Source organism: Aeromicrobium sp., from assembly GCF_049587115.1.
Taxonomy (GTDB): Bacteria; Actinomycetota; Actinomycetes; order Propionibacteriales; family Nocardioidaceae; genus Aeromicrobium.
The window spans coordinates 1-22934 of record NZ_JBAVDI010000066.1; the positions used below are offsets into that span (position 1 = coordinate 1).

Consider the following 22934-nt stretch of genomic DNA (forward strand, 5'->3'; position numbering starts at 1 on the left):
TCGCCCAGACGATCAGCGACTGACCACGCCCCGCATCGCCGGCAACGAAGACGCCATCGACGCTGGACATGTAGCGCTTGTCCCGTTTGACGTTGCCACGCTCGTCCAGATCGACCCCGAGCTGATCGATCAGACCCTCGGTCTCGGGTCCGGTGAATCCCATCGCGAACAGCACGAGCTGAGCCGGGACGACCTTCTCTGAGCCCTCGATCTCGGCAAACTTCCCGTCGACCATCTCGACCTCGACCAGCCGCAGTCCGCTGACGTGTCCGTCCTCGCCGAGGAACTCCTTGGTGGAGATCGAGTAGACCCGATCGCCTGCCTCCTCGTGTGCCGAGGAGACCCGGTAGATCATCGGATAGGTCGGCCATGGCTGCGCCTCGGGACGGTCGGTCCCGGGATTGGGCAGGATCTCGAGCTGCGTGATCGACCGGGCGCCCTGGCGGATCGACGTGCCGAGGCAGTCGGCACCGGTGTCGCCGCCACCGATGATGATGACGTCCTTGTCCGTCGCGACGATCTGGTCGTCGACGTCCTCACCCAGCGCGACCCGGTTTGCCTGCGGCAGGAAGTCCATCGCCTGGTGGATGCCACCGAGCTCACGGCCGGGCACCGGCAGGTCCCGGCGTACCGTGGCGCCGACCGCCAGCACGACGGCGTCGTAGCGATCGCGAAGCTGGTGGCCGGTCAACGTGTCGCCGACCTGGATGCCGGTGCGGAAGACCGTGCCCTCGCGCTCCATCTGGTTGATTCGGCGCTCGACCTGGATCTTCTCCATCTTGAACTCGGGAATGCCGTAGCGGAGCAGCCCGCCGGGCTTGTCATCACGCTCGTAGACAGCCACGGTGTGCCCGGCCCGGGTCAGCTGCTGGGCGGCGGCCAGGCCGGCCGGTCCCGAACCGACGACGGCGACGGTCTTGCCGGTCAGCCACTCAGGCGGCTCGGGTCGGACCTGACGGTCATCCCACGCCTTGTCGATGATCGCGACCTCGACGTTCTTGATCGTGACGGCGTCTCGATTGATCGCGACGACACACGCTGTCTCGCACGGCGCCGGGCAGAGCCGACCCGTGAACTCGGGGAAGTTGTTGGTCGCGTGCAACCGGTCGAGGGCCTCGTCCCAGTCCTCGCGCCAGACCAGGTCGTTCCACTCCGGGATCAAGTTGCCGAGCGGGCAGCCGGAGTGGCAGAACGGGATGCCACAGTCCATGCAGCGTCCAGCCTGCTCGCTGATGATCGGCAGCAGCGCCCGCCCGGCACCACCCGGATAGACCTCGTTCCAGTCGTGGATCCGCTCCTCGACCGGGCGCCGTTCGGCGACCTCGCGGGGCGTCGTGATGAAACCTCTGGGATCAGCCACGTGCGGCCACCTCCATCATGCGTGCGGTTGTGTCTTCCTCGGACAGACCTGCTGACTCGGCGGCCTCGCGCGCCTCGAGCACCAGTCGGTAGTTGACCGGCATGATCTCGGTGAAGCGGTCCAGCGACGCGTCCCAGCTGTTCAACAGCTGCTCGGCGACCACCGATCCAGTCTCGTCGCGGTGGGTTCGGACCAGGTCGTGGAGCTCCTGGACAGCCTCCCCCGTGACCGGGCGGGTCTCGACCATGTCCCGGTTGACCAGACTCTCGTCGAGGTCCAGGACATACGCCGATCCGCCGCTCATGCCGGCGGCGACGTTGCGACCGGTCGGACCGAGAATCACGACCCGGCCGCCCGTCATGTACTCACAGGCGTGGTCACCCACGCCCTCGACCACTGCGCTGGCGCCGGAGTTGCGCACGCAGAAGCGCTCGCCAACCTTGCCGCGCAGGAAGATCTGACCTCCCGTCGCACCGAAGCCGATCACGTTGCCGGCCACGATCTGCGCCTCCGCGGTGAACTGCACGTCTCGGGGCGGGCGGACGACTATCCGACCTCCGGAGAGCCCCTTGCCGACGTAGTCGTTGCCATCGCCCTCGAGCCGCAGCGTGATGCCCTTGGGCACGAAGGCGCCGAACGACTGCCCGGCTGAGCCCAGGAAGGTGAGGTCGATCGTGTTCTCTGGCAGCCCCTCGCCGCGGTAGCGCTTGGTGACCTCGTGGCCGAGCATCGTGCCGACGGTGCGGTTGACGTTGCGGATGTCCAGCTGCGCCCGCACCGGTTCGCCGCGCTCCAGCGCGTCCGCGCTGAGCGCGATCAGCTCGTTGTCCAGCGCCAGGTCGAGACTGTGATCCTGACGGGTCGTGTTGTGCAAGGAGGCACCTTCGGGGAGCTCCGGGACGAACAGGATCGGAGTCAGGTCGAGTCCGTCGGCCTTCCAGTGGCCCACCGCCTGCTCGACGTCGATCATCTCGGCGTGACCGACGGCCTCCTCGATCGACCGGAAGCCCAGGTTCGCGAGGATCTCGCGAACCTCCTGGGCGATGAACTCGAAGAAGTTGACCACGTACTCGGCCTTGCCCGAGTACTTCTCGCGCAGGGCCTTGTTCTGCGTCGCGACCCCCACCGGGCAGGTGTCGAGGTGGCAGACCCGCATCATGATGCAGCCGCTGACCACCAACGGTGCCGTCGCGAAGCCGAACTCCTCGGCACCCAGCAGCGCAGCGATGACGACATCCCGACCGGTCTTGAGCTGGCCGTCGCACTGGACGACGATGCGGTCCCGCAGGCCGTTGAGAAGCAGGGTCTGCTGCGTCTCGGCCAGACCCAGCTCCCACGGGCCACCGGCGTGCTTGAGCGATGTCAGCGGCGACGCGCCGGTCCCGCCGTCGTGCCCCGAGATCAGGACGACGTCGGCCTTGGCCTTGGAGACCCCTGCGGCGACGGTGCCGACGCCGACCTCCGACACGAGCTTGACGTGCACGCGTGCCGACGGATTGGCGTTCTTCAGATCGTGGATGAGATGCTTGAGATCCTCGATCGAGTAGATGTCGTGGTGCGGCGGCGGGGAGATCAGCCCAACACCCGGCGTCGAGTGCCGGGTCTTGGCGACCCACGGGTAGACCTTGGGTCCGGGCAGCTGGCCGCCCTCGCCGGGCTTGGCGCCCTGCGCCATCTTGATCTGGATGTCATCGGCGTTGGTGAGGTACTCGGACGTGACGCCGAAGCGTCCCGATGCGACCTGCTTGATCGCCGACCGACGCTCGGGATCGTAGAGCCGATCGGCGTCCTCGCCGCCCTCGCCGGTGTTGGACTTGCCGCCCAGCCGGTTCATCGCGATCGCGAGCGTCTCGTGCGCCTCCTGGCTGATCGACCCGTACGACATCGCGCCGGTCGAGAACCGCTTGACGATCTCGGACACGGGCTCGACCTCGTCGATCGGAACAGCCGGGCGCTGCCCGTCGCGCAGCTCGAACAGGCCACGCAGCGTCATCAGCCGCTCCGACTGATCGTCGACCCGCGAGGTGTACTGCTTGAAGATCTCGTAGCTGCCCGTGCGGGTGGAGTGCTGCAGGCGGAAGACCGTCTCGGGGTCGAACAGATGCTCCGGGCCCTCGCGGCGCCACTGGTACTCACCTCCGACGTCCAGGTGACGACGAGGTCCCGCGATGCCGCTCGTCGGGTAGGCCTTCAGGTGCCGTGAGTGAACCTCCTCGGCGAGCACGTCCAGCCCGATGCCGCCGAGCTTGGACGAGGTCCCGGTGAAGTATGCATCGACCACCTCGTGGGAGAGGCCGACGGCTTCGAAGATCTGCGCCCCGGTGTAGGACGCGACGGTCGAGACACCCATCTTGCTCATGACCTTGAGCACGCCCTTGCCCAGGCCGTACGCGACGTTGCGCAGCGCCACGGCGGGAGCAACGTCCTCGACGAAGATCTTCTCGCGCGCCAGGTCCTCGGCGGACTCCAGGACCAGGTAGGGATTGACCGCAGTCGCGCCGTAGCCGATCAGCAGTGCGACGTGGTGCACCTCGCGGACATCGCCGCACTCGATGATGAGCCCGGCCTGGGTGCGCAGCTTCTCGCGAACCATGTGGTGGTGCACCGCACCGGTGAGCAGCAACGACGGGATCGGCGCCAGATCGGCGTTCGAGTGCCGATCCGACAGCACGATGATCCGCGCGCCCTTGGCGATCGCGGTCGACACCTCGGCGCAGATCGAGTCGAGCTTGGCCTTCAGTGCGGCTCCACCACCGGCAACGGCGTACAGGCCTCGGACCACGTGCACCGAGAAGCCCGGCATGTCGCCGTCCTTGTTCATGTGCCGAATCTTCGCGAGCTCGTCGTTGTCGAGGACCGGGAACGGCAGCTGCAGCATGCGGCATGAAGCCGGGCTGGGGTTGAGCAGATTGCGCTCGGGACCGATCGTGCCGGCCAACGAGGTCACGACCTCTTCGCGGATGGCGTCCAGCGGCGGGTTGGTGACCTGCGCGAACAACTGGGAGAAGTAGTCGAACAGCTGCCGCGGGCGGTCCGAGATCGCCGCGATGGGAGTATCGGTGCCCATCGAGCCGATCGCCTCGGCACCGGACCGCGCGATCGGGGCGATGAGGATGCGCAGCTCCTCCTCGGTGTAGCCGAACACCTGCTGGCGCCGGGTCACCGAGGAGTGCGTGTGGACGATGTGCTCCAGGTCTGGCAGGTCCTCGAAGCGCACCAGTCCGGAGTAGAGCCACTCGTCGTACGGGTTTTCGGCTGCCAGGGCGTTCTTGATCTCGTGATCCTCGATGATCCGGTGCTGGTCGAGATCGAGGAGGAACATCTTGCCGGGCTCCAGACGCCCCTTGCGGGTGATGCTGTTCTGGTCGAGGTCGAGCACGCCGGCCTCAGAGGCGAGCACGACCAACCCGTCCTCGGTGACCCAGTAGCGACCAGGACGCAGCCCGTTACGGTCCAGCACGGCACCGATCTGGTTGCCGTCGGTGAAGCACACCGCGGCAGGGCCGTCCCACGGCTCCATGACTGAGGAGTGGAACTCGTAGAACGCCCGCCGCGCGGGGTCCATGTCCGTGTCGTTCTCCCAGGCCTCAGGAATCATCATCATGACGGCGTGCGGCAGGCTGCGGCCGCCCAGGTGCAGCAGCTCCAGGACCTCGTCGAACGATGCGGTGTCGCTGCCGAGCGGATCGCAGATCGGGAACAGCCGGCGCATGTCGCCCGGAATCAGATCGCTCTCCAGCAGCGCCTCCCGAGCGCGCATCCAGTTGCGGTTGCCTCGAGCGGTGTTGATCTCACCGTTGTGCGCGATGAAGCGGAACGGGTGGGCCAGCGGCCAGCTCGGGAAGGTGTTGGTCGAGAAGCGGCTGTGCACGATCGCCATCGCCGACTCCATGCGCGGATCGCTCAGATCGGGGAAGAAGTTCTCGAGCTGGTCGGTCGTCAGCATGCCCTTGTAGATCAGGGTGCGGCTCGACAGCGACGGGAAGTAGACCTTGAGCTCGTGCTCGGCTCGCTTGCGCAGGCAGAACGCCGTGCGGTCCAGCTCGACGCCGGTCTGCGGCTCTCCCGCCGACGTCACGAACATCAGCGAGAACGCAGGCATGGCGCCGCGAGACATCGATCCCAGGATCTCTGGGTTGACCGGCACGTCGCGCCAGCCGAGGACGGTGAGGCCCTCCTCGCGTGCCATCTCCTCGATGCGGGTGCGAGCCTGCGCTGCCTCGGACTCATCCAGTGGCAGGAAGGCCATGCCTGCGGCGTACGAGCCGAGCTCAGGCAGCGCGACGCCCGCCACCGCTCGCAGGAAGGTGTCGGGGATCTGCAGCAGGATGCCTGCACCGTCACCCGTGTCCGGCTCCCCACCGACCGCACCACGATGATCCAGGTTGCGCAGCGCCGTGAGTCCCTTGACGACGATGTCGTTGCTGGGGACACCGGTCAGTGTCGCGACGAAGGCAACGCCACACGCGTCATGCTCGTTCTGCGGGTCGTACAGACCCTGAGCCGAGGGCTGGGTCGAGAACTTGGGAGTGCGCACGAGGGGCCTGCCTTCATGTCATCAGGGATCACGAGTTACTTCGTACCGGGGACGACATTGGCCTCGGACAGCGACTCAAGGTTACACGGCGGAGTGCCGTGGTGTCGCATCAGCCGATCAGGCCACCGACCGCGTTGCCAACGAGGTAGGTGAGGCCTGCTGCTGCGCCGCCCAGCACGAGCTGGCGGACGCCACCGAACAGCCACGACCGGGCCGTGATGCGGGTGACGATCGACCCACACGCGAACAGACCGATCAGGGAGACCACGATCGCCGTCCACGGGGACTCGACTCCCAGCAGGTAGGGCATGACCGGGATGACCGCACCCAGGCCGAACGCCACGAACGACGACATCGCTGCCAGCATCGGTGACGCCAGGTCGTCGACGTCGATGCCGAACTCCTCACGTGCATGCACCCGAACGGCCTTCTCCGGATCGCGATGGATCTGTGCGGCAACTGTGCGGGCGACATCCTCATCGACGCCCTTCTCGACGTACATCACCGCAAGCTCGGCCTCCTCGCCGCGCTGGTTGCGAAGAATCTCGCTGCGTTCGACCTCGATCTGGGCCAGAGCGAACTCGCTCTGGCTGGCCACCGACGTGTACTCACCCGCCGCCATCGAGAACGCGCCGGCGGCCAGACCGGCCATGCCGGCCAGCACGATGGGCTTGGTGTCATTGGCGCTGCTGCCGCCCACGACGCCCATGATCAGCGCGAAGTTGGAGACCAAACCGTCCATCGCCCCGAACACGGCGGGGCGAAGCCAGCCGCCGGTGACGTCGGGGTGCTCGTGCTCGACCTGGCCGGGATCGGGCAGGGGTTCGCTACGGTCGATCGCATCGGTCATGCTCAGAAGGTACGTCCAGCGGACGACTTCGTCACCGAAGGATTGGCTTTCCTACCTCGGCGCCAGCGCCGCGATCGTCGGTCGTCGGCGGTTCAGTCCAGCTCGACGGACTCCTGGGTCGGCTCCTTGGCGCGGTCTCTCCTGCGGCTGACGACGAAGTAGATCAAGGCCAGCGTGAACACGAGGAGCGATGTCCAGACGTTGAGTCGGAACGGACCGATGTGATTGACCGTGTCGATCCGCAGCGCCTCGATCCACACCCGGCCCGACGTGTAGAGCATCGCGTACAGCGCGAACGCCCGACCGCCGGTCAACCTCACCTTGCGGTCGATCGCAATGATCAGAGCTGCCGCGGCGAGATTCCACAGCAGCTCGTACAGGAAGGTCGGGTGGAAGGTCGCGAACTGCTCGAATCCGGCCGGTCGATTGTCCGCCGCGATCTCCAGACCCCACGGCTTGGTCGTCGGCCGACCGAACAGCTCCTGGTTGAAGTAGTTGCCTACTCGTCCGATGGCTTGCGCGACCAGGAGGCCGGGCGCGAGCGCGTCCGCCACCGACGAGAACGAGACACCGTAGCGGCGGCAGGCGATGTACGCGCCGACGGCACCGCCGGCGACCGCACCCCAGATGCCCAGGCCGCCCTGCCAGATCTTCAGCGCGTCGACGGCGTGCGCGCCCTCGCTGAAGTACAGCTCAGGATCGGTCGCGACGTGATAGACGCGGGCACCCACGATGCCGAACGGGATCGCCCAGATCGCGACGTCGCCGATCAGTCCCTCGCGACCACCGCGAGCCTGGAATCGCTTCTCCCCGATCCAGATCGCCACCAGGGCGCCGATGATGATGCCCAGCGCATACGCCCGCAGTGGGATCGGCCCGAGGTCCCAGACGCCTTGGGAGGGACTCGGGATGAAGGTCGCGATGTTCACGTGAACTGATTCCTCTCGACGCCGGCACGCAGATCCTGCGCCAGCCGACGAATGGCCTCAAGCCCGGACGACTCGTCCGGCGCATCCAGCAGACAGCGTACGAGGGCGGACCCCACGATGACAGCATCGGCAAACGCAGCGACCTCCCGAGCCTGGGCTCCGTTGCTGACGCCGAGCCCCACACCGACCGGCTTGTCGGTGACGTGGCGCAACCGGGCGACGAGCTCGGGACCGAGCGAGCTGGTCTGCTCGCGTGCGCCGGTCACGCCCATCACGGCGGTCGCATAGACGAAGCCGCTGGCCGCCTCGGCCGTCATCACCAGTCGCTCGTCGGTCGAGGACGGTGCGACCAGAAAGATCCGATCGAGACCGAGGCGTTCGGATGCAGAGACCCAATCGGCCGCCTCGTCGGGAATCAGGTCCGGCGTGATCAGACCCGAACCCCCGGCATCGACGAGGGCGTCGGCGAACCGATCGACGCCAAAGCGCTCGACAGGATTCCAGTACGTCATGACAACGGTCGGGGCGCCGGTCGCCGCGCTGGCCCGAACCACGTCGAACACATCGGTCGTACGCGTTCCAGCCTGCAGGGCCTGCTCTGCAGCGGCCTGGATCGTCGGGCCATCCATCACCGGATCGCTGTACGGCAGCCCGACCTCGACGAGGTCGACCCCACCAGCCACCATCGCCTCGATCGCCTTGATCGACAGCTCTTTGGTCGGGAAACCCGCCGGCAGGTAGCCCACCAGGGCCGCCCGGTTCTCGGCACGCGTGCGCGCGAACAGCTCGTCGATGGCGGTCACGTCGCCACACCCACGGAGGCGACGCGACACCGAGCCGAGACCCAGAGCGTTGCCTGCTGATCTGGTCGCCGAGGCTCGATCACTCCTCGACCCCTTCGCTGAGGACGACGGGGGCCTCGATCAGACCGAAGTACTCGGCCGCGGTGTGCACGTCCTTGTCGCCGCGTCCGGAGAGGTTGACCAGGATCGTCGAGTCCGGGCCCAGCTCCTTGGCCAGCTCGAGCGCCCCGGCTAGCGCGTGCGCCGACTCGATCGCCGGGATGATCCCCTCGGTCTTGCACAACAGGTCAAAGGCCGCCATTGCCTCGTCATCGGTCGCCGGGACGTAGGACGCCCGGCCTGTGTCGGCGAGGAACGAGTGCTCTGGGCCGACCCCCGGATAGTCCAGACCTGCCGAGATCGAGTGGGACTCCATGGTCTGGCCGTCGTCGTCCTGCAGCAGGAACGACCGCGCGCCGTGCAGCACACCGACGTCGCCACCGGTGATCGTCGCGGCGTGCCGCCCCGTTCCCACACCGTCACCGCCCGCCTCGATGCCCCGCAGCATGACGTCGGCGTCGTCGATGAATGCCGTGAACAGTCCGATCGCGTTGGAGCCACCACCGACGCACGCCACGGCTGCGTCCGGAAGCGAACCGGTGAGCTCGAGGACCTGACGGCGCGCTTCGTCACCGATGCCACGGGTCAGGTCGCGCACCATGCTCGGGAAGGGGTGCGGTCCGGCCGCTGTGCCGAACAGGTACGACGTCGTGTCGACGCTGGAGACCCAGTCGCGAAGAGCCTCGTTGATCGCGTCCTTGAGCGTGCGGCTGCCGGTCTTGACGGAGACGACCTCGGCGCCCAGCATCTTCATCCTGGCGACGTTGAGCGCCTGACGCTCGGTGTCCACCTCGCCCATGTAGACGACGCATTCGAGATCGAGGTAGGCACACGCCGTCGCAGAGGCGACGCCATGCTGTCCGGCCCCGGTCTCGGCGATCGCCCGCGGCTTGCCGATGCGCTTGGCCAGCAGTGCCTGACCGATGACGTTGCGGATCTTGTGCGCGCCGGTGTGGTTGAGATCCTCGCGCTTGAGCAGGATGCGAGCGCCTGCCGCCTCGGAGAACCTGTGCGCCTCGTAGAGCGGGCTGGGGACGTTCGCGTACTCGCGCAGCATGCGGTCGAGCTCGGACATGAAGGCTGGATCAGCCTTGGCGTCGGTCCACGCGCGATCGAGCTCGTCGAGCGGGGCGATCAGGGCCTCGGGCATGAAGCGGCCACCGAAGCGTCCGAAGTGGCCAGTTGGGTCGGGCTGGGCGTACGTCATAAGTCCTCAGAGGGATCGAAGCGGCAGGGGCGGGGCGCGTCACCGGGTGGACGGTGACGCCACTACCAGCGGTGCTGCAGTGCCGGATGGGTGCCGGCCGCGACGAGATCGGCGACACTCGCGCGTGGGTCGTCGCCGCGTACCAGCGTCTCGCCGACCAGAACCACGTGTGCTCCGCTCTTGGCGTACTCGATGACGTCGTGAGGTCCGCGGACCCCGGACTCGGCGACCTTGACGACACCGTCGGGGATGGCCGGCGAGAGCCGCTCGAAGGTGCTCGCGTCGACCTCGAGGGTCTTGAGATTACGCGCGTTGACGCCGATCAGGTCGGCGCCTGCGTCGACGGCACGCCGGACCTCCTCCTCGTCGTGCACCTCGACCAACGGAGTCAGACCGATCGACCGAGCTCGCTCGACAAGACTCTCGAGCACGATCTGTTCGAGTGCCGCGACGATCAGCAGAGCCATGTCGGCTCCGGCGGCGCGCGCCTCCCAGAGCTGGTACGAAGTCGTGATGAAGTCCTTGCGCAGCACCGGGATGTCGACCGAGGCGCGTACTGCTCGCAGATCGTCGAGCGTGCCGCCGAAACGGCGTTCCTCGGTCAGGACGCTGATCACGGCGGCCCCGCCGGCTGCGTAGTCCGCAGCGAGCGCTGCCGGGTCCTTGATGGCGGCCAGCACTCCCTTGCTGGGACTGGCGCGCTTGACCTCGGCGATGACGGACACACCGTCGGCGCGGAACGCCGGCATCGGATCGAGTGCGGAGTTCTGGCGCGCGGCCTGGGCCTTCAGATCGTCGAGGGACGTCCGCGTCATCCGGTCCTGCAAGTCGGCGGCTGCGCCGGCCAGAATCTCGTCGAGAACTGTCACGGATCCTCCCTCCCTCGCGCACGATTGTCTGTTTCAAGGGTATCCCGGCAGAGGACTGGACCCCGCGGGGGTTCCCCCGGACCTCCAAATCACTATGCTCACCGCATGACGACGAACCAGCCGCCGCCCTATCCCGGCGACGACCAGCCAAGCACCAACGACCTCCCCGCGCATGGCTCGGTCCCGCCGCCGCAGGGTGGCTACCCACCCCCACCCGGTGGATTCCCGCCACCAGGGGCGCCGGGAGGCTATGGCGTGCCGCAGGGAAACAAGAAGGCTTTGTGGTCGATGATCCTCGGGATCGTGTCGATCGTCTGCTGCGGAATCTTCGCCGGCATCCCCGCGATCGTCCTGGCTGTGCTGGCCAAGCGCGAGATCGGGGAATCGCGCGGCACGCAAACCGGCTCAGGTCAGGCAACAGCGGGTCTGGTGCTCGGCATCGTGGCCATCGTCCTGTCGATCGGCTACCTGATCCTCGTGGTGTCGACCGGCAACATCGACTTCAGCACATCGTGACGCCCGAGTCCTCCCTGCCGCCAGGCCCGCCCGACGATGACGCCCCGGTCAACCGTTATGCCGTCTACAGCGTGCTGTTCGGGGTCGCTGCGTTCGCCTGCGTCTACCTGTTTCCCTACGGGGCGATCCTCGGCGTGCCGTCGATCACGACCGGAGTGCAGGGCCGCCGCGAGATCGCGGCGTCCCAGGGCAGCCAGACGGGCGACTCGGCGGCGGTGCTCGGCATGCTGATCGGCGGCGCCGCCATGGTGACGGCGCTGGCGGCTTGGGTGCTGGGAGGGCTGGCCGGCTGACGCTCGGGATCAGGGCGCGAGCCAGGAACCCCACGGCGTGTTGCGCAGGACGCCGAACACGACCAGCAGCGCGATCGTGCTCAGACCCACCCGCGTCGTGAGCACGAACATCTGGTCTCGGGTGCCCTGAAGGCGGCGCCCGATCCACCGCCCCCAGGTGACGGCCAGGATCACCACCAGCGCGACGACCAACGCGTTGCTGCTGATCGCGCCCACGAGGTCGCCACGGCTCAAGTCATTGACTGCGCGCAGACCCCCACAGCCCGGGCAGGGGTGGCCGGTGAGGACCAGGAACGGGCAGAAGCCGTAGGAGCCTGACTGGTGCGGGTCGTACAGGTGCAGCAGGGTCGCTGCTGCCAGACCGGCCACGCCAACCATCGCCGGTGCGCGCAGGTCTGTCAGCCGGCTCGAGGTCGCGGTCGTTCGAGCTTCGACAGCTGGCAACAGCGGCTGCTCCCTCATGGCACGGAAAGGCTCAGTGCTGGGACTGCTGCGAGTGTTCAGGCGTGTCGGCACCCAGACCAGCCGAGGACATCACTCGCCCGACGACACCCGAGGCGAGCGTGACCACACAACCCACCGTGAACCACACCCAGTGCGGGTTCGGGATCAGAGCGACGCCGGCGATCGTGATGCCGAGCAGGCACAGCAGTACGGCGGTCCAGGCGGCTGGCGATGATCCGTGCATGGGTGAAGTCTCCTCGTGGTCGCGAACTCCGCTCAGACTACTGGGTGGGATCGCGGCCCTCGTCCAACGCCTTCCACATGTCGGAGTCGGACTGCGGCGCGATCACGGTCGGGCGGGCCGAAGGAGCGTCATAACGGCTGCTCATCGTGGGCCACGTCGCACCGAATCGCGCGGTGACCCCACCGAGCAGCGCGGCGAGGACGAAGCCCAGGACCGCGACGTACGTCCACGGCGAGGTCGAGAAGTCGGGGGTGCCGCCGCCGGTGAATGCGGGCGAGGCCTCGACTGCACGGTCGACGGCATCGGCGAGCGCCGCGGAGCCGAGCAGCACGATCGTCGCGCCGGCCACCGCCACGAGAGCAGTGAATCCGCCGACCAGGCGGCGCACGCGCGGGGACGAGGCCAGGACCGCCAGCGCAGCCGCCATGATCACGACCGCGAGTGCAGACACCAGTGGCTGGGCGTCGGTGCCGGTCACGTCGACCGAGTCCGAGGGTAGGCCGTCGGTCGCCACCCGGACTCGCGCCCAGGTCCGCGAGGCAGCGAAGAACGCGAGCGCGCCGGCCACGAGGGTGCCCAGCACGACCGGGGCGTACAGGCGCCGCGGGTTCACAGCAGGCGGTCTGCGTCGAAGCACGTGCGCTCACCGGTGTGACACGCCGGGCCGCTCTGGTCGACCAGCACGAGCAGCGTGTCGCCGTCGCAGTCCAGCCGCACCTCGCGCACCGCCTGGGTGTGGCCCGAAGTCTCACCCTTGACCCAATACTCCTGTCGGCTGCGACTCCAGAAGGTGCCGCGACCCGTCGTCAGGGTGCGGTGCAACGCCTCGTCGTCCATCCAGCCGACCATCAGCACGTCCCTGCTCTCGACGTCCTGGACCACGGCAGGCACGAGGCCGTCCGCGTCGCGCTTGAGACGGGTCGCGATGGCGGGATCGAGGGAGCTCACGAGATCCATTGTCTCAGGCCGGGTCACGACGGATCGACAACCGCGTGCGGGCCGGCCAAGGAGGCCTGGGCAACCCAGCTGGAGTGCAGTCGGGCGTAGACCCCGCCGAGCTCCACCAGCTCTGCATGGGTTCCGTCCTCGACCAGCCGGCCGGCATCGAAGACCAGCACCCGGTCGGCATTCTCAGCGGTCGACAGTCGGTGGGCGATCGTGACGCTGGACCGCCCGTCCAGGAGTCGGTCCAGGGCACGCGTCGCCCGCAGCTCGGTCTGCGGGTCCACCGCACTCGTCGCTTCGTCGAGCACGATGAACTCCGGATCGGCCAGCGCCGAGCGCACCAGTGCCACGAGCTGCCGCTCCCCCGCCGACAGCGACTCGCCGCGCTGCCCGACCTGCGAGGCCAGCCCACGAGGCAGTGCGGCGTACCAGTCAGTCAGCGCGAGCCGGTCGAAGACCGCCAGGAGCTCCGCATCGGTCGCGTCCTGCTTGCCGTACAGCAGGTTGTCCCGCAGCGTCGCATCGAACAGGAAGCCCTCCTGCGGGACCATCAGGACGTGCCGGCGCAGGTCATCGAAGGACACCGTGCCGATGTTGGTGTCGCCGAGCCGCACGACGCCCTCGGTGGGGTCCATGAGCCTGGTCAGCAACTTGGCGAAGGTCGTCTTGCCCGATCCGGTCTCGCCGACGACCGCGACCCGCTGCCGCGGTGCAAGGGTGACATCGACGTCCTTCAGCACGTCGGGGCCGCCGGGGTAGGCGAACGTCACGTGGTCGAACCGGGCGCCGAGGCTGCCGGTCGGCAAGGTCACGCCACGAACACCGGGGTCGACGACATCGGCCGGGGTGTCGAGCAGCTCGATGACCCGGCGCCACGAGGCGATCGCATTCTGCGCATCGGTCAGCACCTGGGTCGCAGTCTGCACGGGGCCGACGAACAGTCCCACGAGGAAGGCGAAGGCGATGACGGTGCCCATGGAGAGACCGCCGGCGACGCCGATGATGACGCCGAACGTGATGACGCCGGCATTGGCGAGCCCACCAGCCACCCCGGCCGCCGAGAAGGTCACCGCAACCAGCTTTTGCGCACTGACGTTGGCGTCCAGATTGCGCTTGATGCCCGCATCGACCCGCGCCTGGGTGCGGCGCTCCACGGCGTACGCCCGAACCACCGAAGCCCCGACGACGGGCTCGGCGATGACCGCGATCATCTCGCCGACCGTGCGGCGCACGATGTCGTAGGCGTCGCTCAACCTCTGCGCAAAGAAGCGCAGGCTGATGACCAGTGGCAGGAAGCAGATCAGGACCACGATCGTGAGCTGCCACGAGTAGTAGGCCATGATCAGCGTGGCCACCAGGATCTGGCCCATGCTCACGACGATCTGGATGCCGGTGAACTGCAGGAACTGCGACACCTGATCGATGTCGGACGTCACGCGCGAGACCAGCACGCCTCGACGTTCGGAGTTCTGGGTCAGCATCGACAGGTCGTGGACGTGCCGGAAGGCGTTGACGCGCATCTGGGCGAGACCGGTCTCGCTGGCCACGAACAACCGGATGCGCATCCAGTACGCGATGCCGGCCGTGATGACGATCAGCACCGCCGCGATGACCAGGAACGTCGCGATGTCGGACACCGTCGTGCCGCGGCCGTCACCGAGCCCGGAATCGACGGTCCTCTGGATCAGGATCGGCACTGCGGAGCCGCCGAGAGTGCTGAGGATCGCCAGCAGGATCGTGAGGCCGATCCCGTCCTTGATCGCCGGCGACATCGACAGTCCTCGCCGGATGATCGCGATGCCTCCAAGGCGTGCGTCCTCGTCCACCTGCCTGCTCATGACAACGCCTCTCTGGCGTGGTCGTAAGCATTGACCAGATTGCGGTAGTCGACGGACCGTTCCACCAGCTCGTCATGGGTACCACGGTCGGCGATCGCCCCTCCGTCGAGGAACACGACCTCGTCAGCCAGGGCGATCGTGGCCTTGCGGTAGGCAACGACCAGGACGGTGGGACCATCCTGGTCCGAGGTGTGCGCTGCGAGTGCCTTGAGAATGCGCTGCTCGACCTCTGGATCGACCGCGCTGGTCGCATCGTCCATGACCAGCAGACGGGGGCGCCGTACGAGCGCTCGTGCCAGTGACAGTCGCTGACGTTGACCGCCTGACAGCGTCGTGCCGCGCTCGCCGAGCTGCGCATCCAGTCCGGCCGGCAGGTCTGCGACGAACTGGTCGGCCTGGACCGTGCGCAGGGCCGCCCACACGTCGTCGTCGCTGATGTCGCCGCCCAGCGTGACGTTCTCGCGCACACTGTCGTCGAACAGGAACGTCCCCTGCGGCACGACCGCGATCGCCCGGGCCAGCTCGTCATGGGTCAGCTCACGAATGTCCACGCCGTCCACCCGGATGACGCCGGATTGCGGATCGACCAGGCGGGTCAGCAGCGAGGTGAGCGTGCTCTTGCCGCTGCCGGTGGCGCCGACCACTGCCACGACCCGGCCCGGGGCGACGTCGAGGTCGATGCCACGCAGCACGTCGACATCTGCGTCCGAGTAGCCGAAGGTCAGATCGTCGACGACGAGTCGGATGGGGCCAGCGCCCGGGAGCTGGGCGCTGCCGTAGGGCATGGAGCCCCGCTCGTCGAGCACCGAGGCGACCCGGTCCCACGTGACCACGCTGCGCGGCAGCTCGCCCAGCACCCAGCCGATCGCCCGAACGGGAAAGGCCACGACGGTGAACAGGTAGGCGACCGAGACGACGTCACCGGGATCTGCGGCGCCGCTGCTGACCCGCCCGATTCCGAGGATCACGACCAGCAGGATGCCGAAGTTGGGCAGTGCCTCGAGCAGCGGATCGAACATGCTGCGGATGCGGCCGACCTCGATGTTGGCGTCGCGGAGCTCTTCGGCGACGTCACGGAAGCGGTCGGTCTCGTCGGTCTCACGACCCAGTGACTTGACGACCAGTGCTCCGTCGAAGGACTCGTGGGCCACCGCGCTGACGGCGCCACGAAGGGACTGGGCTCGGGCGACCTTCGGGGAGAGCCAGCGCTGGTAGAAGACGTTGATGGCAAACAGCGCGGGAAAGACCACCAGGCCCACCAGGGTCAGCACGAGATCGGCGCGAACCATCTCGAAGATCGCTGCTACCAGCATCGCGATGACCCCGATGGCCATCGGCAGTGGCATGAAGACCGCCCAGGCGCCCTCGACGTCCGCATTGGCGTTGGACAGCAGCTGTCCGGTCGGGTGGCGGTGGTGCCACGACATCGGCAGCGAGAGGTACTGCCGGGTCACCCGACGGCGATAGTCCGCGACGAGCCGGTAGTACACGATGCCACCGATGAGGCGGCGCCCGACGATGCCGAGTGCACGCAGCAACGCAACAGCCATGAACAGCACGACGGCGGCGACCAGGGCACCTTGGGTGACCTCCCCGCTCTGGAACGACGGCCGAATGACGTGATCGGTGGCCCAGCCCAGCACGCGGGCGTCTGCCACGGTCATGAAGCCAAACAGGACGCTGCCGATGACTGAGATCCAGAACAGCAGTCGCTGCTCGCGGATGCCGCGCCCGAGCAGGGTGAAGCCACGCCGGGTGATCCGGGCGGTGTTCGTCGAGCCGAGGTCGCGGTCGTCCCGCTCCTCGGTGATCGGGCTATCGGACACGGTGTCCAGCTGCTCGCAAGGTCTCTTTCACCTGTCCGATGGTCATGTCGCCGAAGTGGAACACACTCGCGGCGAGCACTGCGTCGGCTCCGGCCTCGACGGCTTCAGGGAAGTGCTCCAGCCGGCCGGCGCCACCGCTCGCGATGAGCGGCACCTGTGTAACGTCACGGACCGCCCGAATCATTTCCAGATCGAACCCGTTCCTGGTGCCATCCGCATCCATCGAGTTGAGCAGGATCTCCCCCGCCCCCAGCTCGGTCGCAGTGCGCGCCCACTCCACGGCGTCGAGACCTGCCGACGTACGTCCTCCGTGGGTCGTGACCTCGAAGCCGCTCGGCTGATCGGGATTGCGTCGTGCGTCGACGCTGAGCACCAACACCTGGTTGCCGAAGCGGTGTGCGATCTCGGCGATGACCTCTGGTCGATTGATCGCCGCGGTGTTGATGCCGACCTTGTCGGCCCCCGCGCGCAGCAGCCGATCGACGTCCTCGGGTGTGCGCACGCCACCGCCCACCGTCAGCGGGATGAAGACCTGGTCGGCGGTGCGACCGACGACGTCGAGCGTCGTGGCGCGGCTGCCCGAGGAGGCGGTGATGTCAAGGAAGGTCAGCTCATCGGCACCCTCGGCGTCGTAGACCGTCGCCATCTCCACCGGATCGCCGGCATCACGCAGGTCGACGAAGTTGACTCCCTTGACCACCCGACCGGCATCAACGTCGAGGCACGGGATGACGCGGACGGAGAGGCTCACTGCACGAGCCTATCTGCCGACCGTGAGAGCTGCCGTCAGCCCACAGCGACTGCGGACAGCGCCTCGGGAAGCGTGAACGCCCCCGCGTACAACGCCTTGCCCACGATCGCGCCTTCGACACCGATATCGGTCAGTGCGGCGATGTCGCGCAGGTCCTGCAGGCTCGAGACGCCACCGGACGCCACCACAGGCTTGTCGGTGATGGCGCACACCTGGCGCAGGAGCTCGAGGTTCGGACCGGTCAGCGTCCCGTCCTTGGTGACGTCGGTGAGAACGTAGCGGGCACATCCGTCGCGCTCGAGCCGCTCGAGCACCGCGAACAGGTCGCCGCCCTCCTGGGTCCACCCACGGGCGGCAAGCGTGGTGCCGCGCACATCGAGCCCGACCGCGATCTGGTCGCCGTACTGGCTCACGACCTTGGCGCACCACGCCGGGTTCTCCAGCGCCGCGGTACCCAGGTTCACTCGGGTGCACCCGGTGGCGAGCGCGGCGGCGAGCGATGCGTCGTCCCGGATGCCCCCGGACAGCTCGACCTTGACGTCGAGTCTGGCGACGACATCAGCGAGGAGATCGCGGTTCGAGCCCTTGCCGAATGCCGCGTCGAGATCGACTAGATGAATCCATTCGGCCCCGTCGGTCTGCCACTGGAGGGCGGCATCGAGCGGGGAGCCGTAGGTGGTCTCGCTGCCGAGCTCGCCCTGGACGAGGCGCACGGCCTGCCCATCAGCAACGTCGACGGCGGGGAGGAGTTCGAGAGTCACGCAGGCGATCGTATCTGGCCCCGGTGCCCGCAACCCTGAGTGGGACGAGCCGCTAGAAGGTCGCGAGCCAGTTCTGCAGCAGCTGGGAGCCTGCGTCGCCGGACTTCTCCGGGTGGAACTGCGTCGCCCAGAGGGGTCCGTGCTCGACTGCCGAGACGAACCGCTCTCCGGCGTACTCGGTCCAGGTGACCGCGGGAGCCGGCAGGGCCGGTGGCTGACGCAGCACCCAGTCACGCGCGCCGTAGGAGTGCACGAAGTAGAACCGCTCGTCCTCGATACCGGTGAACATGCGCGTGCCAGCACTCGCCTCCACGGTGTCCCATCCCATGTGCGGGATGATCGGCGCCTGCAGCCGCTCGACGACCCCCGGCCACTCACCACAGCCCTCTGTGCGCACCCCGTGCTCGATGCCCTCGGCGAACAGGATCTGCATGCCGACGCAGATACCGAGCACCGGGCGACTGGCGATCAGCCGGCGTTCGATGACGCGCACACCGTCGACGCCGAGCAGTCCGCGCATGCACGCCTCGAACGCGCCCACTCCCGGCACGAGCAGGCCGTCGGCCTCGGCCGCCGTACCGGGGTCGCTCGTGAGCTCTGCATCGGCACCGGCTCGTTCGATCGCACGCACGGCCGAACGAACGTTGCCGGAGCCGTAGTCGAGCACCGCGACACGCGGTCGGGTCACAGAGCACCCTTCGTGCTGGGGATACCTGACTCGCGCGGGTCGATCGCGACGGCGTCGCGCAGTGCACGGGCGACCGCCTTGAACTGTGCCTCGGCGATGTGGTGCGGATCGCGGCCGTCCAGCAGCCGCACGTGCATCGTGATTCCGGCGTGGTGGGCGATCGACTCGAGCACGTGGCTGGTCAGCGATCCGGAGTACTGTCCGCCGATGATCGCGGTGATCTGCCGCTCGGGCTCGCCGGAGTGCACGAAGTAGGGCCGCCCGGACACGTCGACGACGGCCTGGGCGATCGACTCGTCCAGCGGGACCAGTGCGTCGCCATAGCGGCGGATGCCGACCTTGTCACCGAGCGCCTCGCGGATCGCCTCACCGAGGCAGATCGCGGTGTCCTCGACGGTGTGGTGCGCGTCGATGTGCAGGTCGCCCTCGGATCGGACCGTCAGGTCGATCAGCGAGTGCCGCGAGAAGGCGGTCAGCATGTGGTCGTAGAAGCCGACTCCCGTGGAGATGTCGTTGGCACCGGTGCCGTCGAGGTCGAGCTCGACGACGACGTGGGACTCCGAGGTCTTTCGCTCGATGCGGGCGCTACGGGTCATCGGGTCACCTCCAGGAGTGATGTGTAGAAGGCCTGCATCTCGTCAGGGGTCCCGACCGAGACACGGAGCCAACCGTCGGGTCCAGTCTCCCGTATCAGCACTCCGCGGTCGACCAGGCCCTGCCAGATCGCGTGTCGGTCGTCGAAACGGCCGAACAGGACGAAGTTGGCATCCGAGTCCGCGACCTCGAAGCCGTGCGTGGTCAGCCACGCTGCCAGGTCGTCTCGAGTCGTCCGCAGCTCGTCGACTCGGGCCAGCAGCTCGTCGCGGTGGCGCAGCGCGGCGCTCGCGGCAGCCTGTGTCACGGCGGACAGATGGTACGGAAGGCGCACGATGCGCAGTGCGTCGATGATCGCGGCATCCGCGGCGACGTAGCCCAGCCGCCCACCGGCCAGGGCGAACGCCTTGCTCATCGTGCGGGTGACCAGCAGCCGCGGGAACTCCTCAAGCACATCGAGGGCGCTCGGTGTGCCGTGCCGGCGGAACTCCGCATATGCCTCGTCGACCACGACGACGCCGGGCGCGGCCTCGACGAGGGCTCGCACGGTGTCGAGCGGGAGTGCCGTACCGGTCGGATTGTTCGGTGAGGTCAGCAGCACGACATCAGGCTGTTCCGTCTCGATCAGTGCCAGGGCCCGGTCGACGTCGACCGAGAAGTCCTCCTCACGCTGACCCGTGACCCAGCGGGTGTGGGTGTCACGGGCGTACTCGGGATACATCGAGTACGTGGGCGCGAAGGACAGCGCAGTGCGGCCCGGACCACCGAAGGCCTGCAGGATCTGCAGCATGACCTCGTTGGACCCGTTGGCCGCCCAGACTCGGTCCATCGTGAGCCCGTGGCCCAGATAGTCGGCCAGGCCTGCCCGCAGGTCGAGCGCCTCCCGGTCGGGGTAGCGGTTGAGCGTCGTCGCCACGGCTCGCACCGCCTCGGCTATGTCGGCGGCCGCCTCGGCGCTGGGGCCGTACGGGTTCTCGTTGACGTTGAGGTTGATGACGTCGGGGATCTGGGGTGCGCCGTAGGGCTCGAATCCGCGCAGGTCCTCGCGGATCGGCACCCAGGCGGGCAGCGGCATCAGCGGGACGTCCGGATCGACACCGCGGCTCCGTGCGACGGCAGGTTCTCTGCCTCCGCGAGGGTCACGACGTGGCCACCCACCTCGCGCAGGGCGGCCTCGTCGTAGGTCACGACGTGCATGTTCTTGCAGAACGCGCGGACTGAGAGGCCGGATGAGTGACAGGCGCAACCCGCCGTCGGCAGGACGTGATTGGAACCGGCCGCGTAGTCGCCCAGCGACACCGGGGTGTGCGGTCCGACGAAGATCGCCCCGGCGTTGACGATGCGGGCTGCCACGGCGGCTGAGTCCGCGGTCTGGACCTCCAAGTGCTCCGCGGCGTAGCCGTTGGCCACCTCGACGGCCTGGTCGATGTCTCTGACCAGGATCGTCGCGGACTGTCGCCCCTCGAGCGCGGTGCGGATGCGATCGGCGTGCTTCGCCGACCCGATCTGCTCGTCCAGGGCCGAGTCGACGGCCCGGGCCAGAGCCTCGCTGTCGGTGATCAGGACGCTGGCTGCCAGCGGGTCGTGCTCGGCCTGGCTGATCAGGTCGGCAGCGACGAAACCGGCGTCGGCGGTGTCGTCCGCGATGATCGCGATCTCGGTCGGCCCGGCCTCGGAGTCGATGCTGACGGTGCCCTGGAGATAGCGCTTGGCGGCCGCGACGTAGATGTTGCCCGGCCCGGTGATCAGGTTGACCGGGCGGCACTCACCCGCGCCGTACGCGAACATCGCCAGCGCCTGCGCGCCACCGACGGAATAGACCTCGTCGATGCCGAGCAGACCACACGCGGCCAGGATCGTCGGGTGCGGCAGACCTCCGTGCTCGGCGCTGGGCGGGCTGGCGAGCGCGATGCCCGGCACTCCAGCCACCTGGGCCGGGACGGCATTCATGATGACGGTGCTGACCAGGGGCGCGAGGCCGCCGGGGACGTACAGTCCCACCCGCTGCATCGGGACGATGCGGCGCTCAACGACGGCTCCGGGAGCCACATCGGTGATCAGGGTGTGCTCCAGCTCGGCCCGGCTGGTCTGCCGCAGCCGGCGGATGGACTCCTGCAACGCGGCGCGGATGTCAGGGTCGAGGGCCTTCAGGGCATCCGAGATCGCTGCGGCGGGCGCCCGCAGCTGTGCGGGGCGCACGCCGTCGAAACGCTCTCCTGCATCCAGCACGGCCTCGGCACCGCGAGATCTGACGTCCTCGCAGATCGGCCGTACCGCTGCCATCGCCTGCTCGACGTCGACCTCGGCCCGCGGAACCGTCGAGCCATAGACCCGCTGCAGATCCTGCTCGGCGGGCTGCAGATTTCTCAGGTCAAGTCGTCGCATCACACCGGCAAGTCTACGGACGCACTACGGTGGGCAGGTGGCCGCCAACAAGAAGTCCACCGACGCGACGCCTGCCTTCATCGCGCTACATCGGGCCAACGTCCCCTTCACGCCGCATTCCTATGTGCACGACCCTCGAGCTGAGTCGTTCGGCATGGAGGCGGCCGACGCACTCGGCGTCGAGCCCAGCCGGGTCTTCAAGACCCTGATGGCCGAGGTCGATGGTGTGCTCTGTGTGGGCATCGTTCCGGTCATGGGGTCGCTGGACCTGAAGGCGCTGGCTGATGCACTCGGCGGCAAGCGCTCACAGATGGCCGATGCGGCGCAGGCGCAGCGTGCGACCGGCTACGTCATCGGCGGCATCTCGCCACTGGGCCAGAAGAAGCACCACCCGACCGTGATCGACAAGTCCTCACAACAGTGGCCCACGATCTTCGTCTCCGGCGGACGGCGGGGCCTGGAGGCCGAGCTCCACCCCCACGATCTCGTCATCGTCACGAGCGCAGTAGTGGCCCGCATCGCCCGTTGACGACAGCTACGAGCGCGGTCGAAGCTCGCGTGTCGAGCCGAGCACGGCCGTGCCAAGCAGCCCGGCCAGGCCGAACATCGGCCAGAAAAGAAACGGCCAGGCCGAATCGATGGCCAGGGCCGACGGCACCCGATCCCCGACCGTCAGCCCGCGGACCGTGGCTGGCTCCGGTGGGCCGAGCAGAACCCCGACCTGCCAGGCCACAACCCCGGCGAGGAGGGTCGCGACGATCAGCACGGGGGTCAGCTTCCAGTCCAGATCGCGCAATGCCAACGTCAATGCGCAGCCCAGGATCAGCGAGGTCACGGCACCGATCGCAACGAACGTGACGATCACCGAGAAGCTGCCGGTCGAGGCGGCCTCGGTCAGGACGATGCCGGTCTCACGGACCTCCCAATCGGCAGGATCGGCGAGCTGCTCCCACACGACACCGGCCGCGACGCCCAGAACGAGCACCGCGGCTAGG

23 protein-coding genes are annotated in these 22934 nt (G+C 68.0%); 3 read left to right on the plus strand and 20 right to left on the minus strand.

The genetic code is table 11. The features are described 5' to 3' along the window. From WB461_RS06625 to trpC, 7 genes are all read right to left on the minus strand, one after another. Positions 1 to 1360: glutamate synthase subunit beta (locus tag WB461_RS06625; RefSeq protein ID WP_423851935.1), on the minus strand; the 1360-nt coding region annotated here is incomplete at its 3' end. After that, a complete protein-coding gene (gene gltB / locus WB461_RS06630) occupies positions 1353 to 5897 on the minus strand; it encodes a glutamate synthase large subunit (RefSeq protein ID WP_423851936.1) in 4545 nt (1514 codons plus the stop codon). The genes gltB and WB461_RS06625, both read right to left, overlap by 8 nt. Positions 5898 to 6006: 109 nt before the next feature. Next, positions 6007 to 6747, minus strand: a complete 741-nt coding sequence (locus tag WB461_RS06635; RefSeq protein WP_423851937.1) for a VIT1/CCC1 transporter family protein — start codon at positions 6745 to 6747, stop codon at positions 6007 to 6009. 92 nt (positions 6748 to 6839) lie between these two features. Next, positions 6840 to 7676 (minus strand): prolipoprotein diacylglyceryl transferase, encoded by an 837-nt coding sequence (gene lgt, locus WB461_RS06640; RefSeq protein WP_423851938.1) that lies wholly within the window; start codon positions 7674 to 7676, stop codon positions 6840 to 6842. Continuing rightward, positions 7673 to 8479 carry a tryptophan synthase subunit alpha gene (gene trpA, locus WB461_RS06645; RefSeq protein WP_423851939.1) on the minus strand — a complete coding sequence of 269 codons (807 nt, stop codon included), beginning with the start codon at positions 8477 to 8479 and terminating at the stop codon, positions 7673 to 7675. Before trpA ends, lgt begins: the two co-directional genes overlap by 4 nt. Before the next feature lie 79 nt (positions 8480 to 8558). Then, positions 8559 to 9785 carry a tryptophan synthase subunit beta gene (gene trpB / locus WB461_RS06650; protein ID WP_423851940.1) on the minus strand — a complete coding sequence of 409 codons (1227 nt, stop codon included), beginning with the start codon at positions 9783 to 9785 and terminating at the stop codon, positions 8559 to 8561. Positions 9786 to 9847: 62 nt separating this feature from the next. Next, positions 9848 to 10654, minus strand: coding sequence for an indole-3-glycerol phosphate synthase TrpC (gene trpC, locus WB461_RS06655; protein ID WP_423851941.1), 807 nt, complete (start codon positions 10652 to 10654; stop codon positions 9848 to 9850). Positions 10655 to 10759: 105 nt separating this feature from the next. On the opposite strand from trpC, the gene WB461_RS06660 reads away from it, so the two are divergent. Together WB461_RS06660 and WB461_RS06665 are read left to right on the plus strand one after the other, a co-directional pair. Beyond that, complete coding sequence (locus WB461_RS06660; protein ID WP_423851942.1) at positions 10760 to 11170, plus strand: DUF4190 domain-containing protein; 411 nt, start codon at positions 10760 to 10762, stop codon at positions 11168 to 11170. Continuing rightward, positions 11167 to 11463: a hypothetical protein gene (locus WB461_RS06665; protein WP_423851943.1), complete on the plus strand. Its 297-nt coding sequence runs from the start codon at positions 11167 to 11169 to the stop codon at positions 11461 to 11463. The genes WB461_RS06660 and WB461_RS06665 overlap by 4 nt, the downstream gene beginning before the upstream one ends. Positions 11464 to 11472: 9 nt before the next feature. Here the strand turns inward: WB461_RS06665 and WB461_RS06670 are convergent, their stop codons facing one another. The 12 genes from WB461_RS06670 to hisD are packed head-to-tail and all read right to left on the minus strand — an operon-like array spanning position 11473 to position 21942. After that, a complete protein-coding gene (locus tag WB461_RS06670) occupies positions 11473 to 11925 on the minus strand; it encodes a DUF2752 domain-containing protein (RefSeq protein ID WP_423851944.1) in 453 nt (150 codons plus the stop codon). A 13-nt stretch (positions 11926 to 11938) separates the two neighbouring features. After that, positions 11939 to 12151, minus strand: coding sequence for an HGxxPAAW family protein (locus tag WB461_RS06675; protein ID WP_423851945.1), 213 nt, complete (start codon positions 12149 to 12151; stop codon positions 11939 to 11941). Positions 12152 to 12188: 37 nt separating this feature from the next. Further along, positions 12189 to 12764: a Trp biosynthesis-associated membrane protein gene (locus WB461_RS06680; protein ID WP_423851946.1), complete on the minus strand. Its 576-nt coding sequence runs from the start codon at positions 12762 to 12764 to the stop codon at positions 12189 to 12191. Then, positions 12761 to 13108 (minus strand): phosphoribosyl-AMP cyclohydrolase, encoded by a 348-nt coding sequence (hisI, locus tag WB461_RS06685; protein ID WP_423851947.1) that lies wholly within the window; start codon positions 13106 to 13108, stop codon positions 12761 to 12763. The genes WB461_RS06680 and hisI overlap by 4 nt, the downstream gene beginning before the upstream one ends. A gap of 14 nt (positions 13109 to 13122) precedes the next feature. Then, positions 13123 to 14934, minus strand: a complete 1812-nt coding sequence (locus WB461_RS06690; RefSeq protein ID WP_423851948.1) for an ABC transporter ATP-binding protein — start codon at positions 14932 to 14934, stop codon at positions 13123 to 13125. Further along, the gene (locus tag WB461_RS06695) at positions 14931 to 16760 is read right to left on the minus strand and encodes an ABC transporter ATP-binding protein (RefSeq protein ID WP_423851949.1); all 1830 of its coding nucleotides are present in this window, start codon (positions 16758 to 16760) and stop codon (positions 14931 to 14933) included. The genes WB461_RS06690 and WB461_RS06695 overlap by 4 nt, the downstream gene beginning before the upstream one ends. Continuing rightward, positions 16750 to 17511: an imidazole glycerol phosphate synthase subunit HisF gene (gene hisF, locus WB461_RS06700; protein ID WP_423851950.1), complete on the minus strand. Its 762-nt coding sequence runs from the start codon at positions 17509 to 17511 to the stop codon at positions 16750 to 16752. The genes WB461_RS06695 and hisF overlap by 11 nt, the downstream gene beginning before the upstream one ends. A gap of 35 nt (positions 17512 to 17546) precedes the next feature. Further along, positions 17547 to 18272, minus strand: coding sequence for a bifunctional 1-(5-phosphoribosyl)-5-((5-phosphoribosylamino)methylideneamino)imidazole-4-carboxamide isomerase/phosphoribosylanthranilate isomerase PriA (gene priA, locus WB461_RS06705; RefSeq protein ID WP_423851951.1), 726 nt, complete (start codon positions 18270 to 18272; stop codon positions 17547 to 17549). A gap of 52 nt (positions 18273 to 18324) precedes the next feature. Further along, positions 18325 to 18960, minus strand: coding sequence for an imidazole glycerol phosphate synthase subunit HisH (hisH, locus tag WB461_RS06710; protein WP_423851952.1), 636 nt, complete (start codon positions 18958 to 18960; stop codon positions 18325 to 18327). Continuing rightward, complete coding sequence (hisB, locus tag WB461_RS06715; RefSeq protein ID WP_423851953.1) at positions 18957 to 19556, minus strand: imidazoleglycerol-phosphate dehydratase HisB; 600 nt, start codon at positions 19554 to 19556, stop codon at positions 18957 to 18959. Before hisB ends, hisH begins: the two co-directional genes overlap by 4 nt. Next, on the minus strand, positions 19553 to 20629 hold the full coding sequence (locus tag WB461_RS06720) for a histidinol-phosphate transaminase (protein ID WP_423851954.1): 1077 nt from the start codon (positions 20627 to 20629) through the stop codon (positions 19553 to 19555). Before WB461_RS06720 ends, hisB begins: the two co-directional genes overlap by 4 nt. Next, positions 20629 to 21942: a histidinol dehydrogenase gene (gene hisD / locus WB461_RS06725; RefSeq protein WP_423851955.1), complete on the minus strand. Its 1314-nt coding sequence runs from the start codon at positions 21940 to 21942 to the stop codon at positions 20629 to 20631. The genes WB461_RS06720 and hisD overlap by 1 nt, the downstream gene beginning before the upstream one ends. A 34-nt stretch (positions 21943 to 21976) precedes the next feature. On the opposite strand from hisD, the gene ybaK reads away from it, so the two are divergent. After that, a complete protein-coding gene (gene ybaK / locus WB461_RS06730) occupies positions 21977 to 22468 on the plus strand; it encodes a Cys-tRNA(Pro) deacylase (RefSeq protein ID WP_423851956.1) in 492 nt (163 codons plus the stop codon). A 6-nt stretch (positions 22469 to 22474) separates the two neighbouring features. On the opposite strand, the gene WB461_RS06735 is transcribed toward ybaK, so the two are convergent. Next, positions 22475 to 22924: a hypothetical protein gene (locus WB461_RS06735; RefSeq protein ID WP_423851957.1), complete on the minus strand. Its 450-nt coding sequence runs from the start codon at positions 22922 to 22924 to the stop codon at positions 22475 to 22477. Between the last annotated feature and the right edge of the window lie 10 nt (positions 22925 to 22934).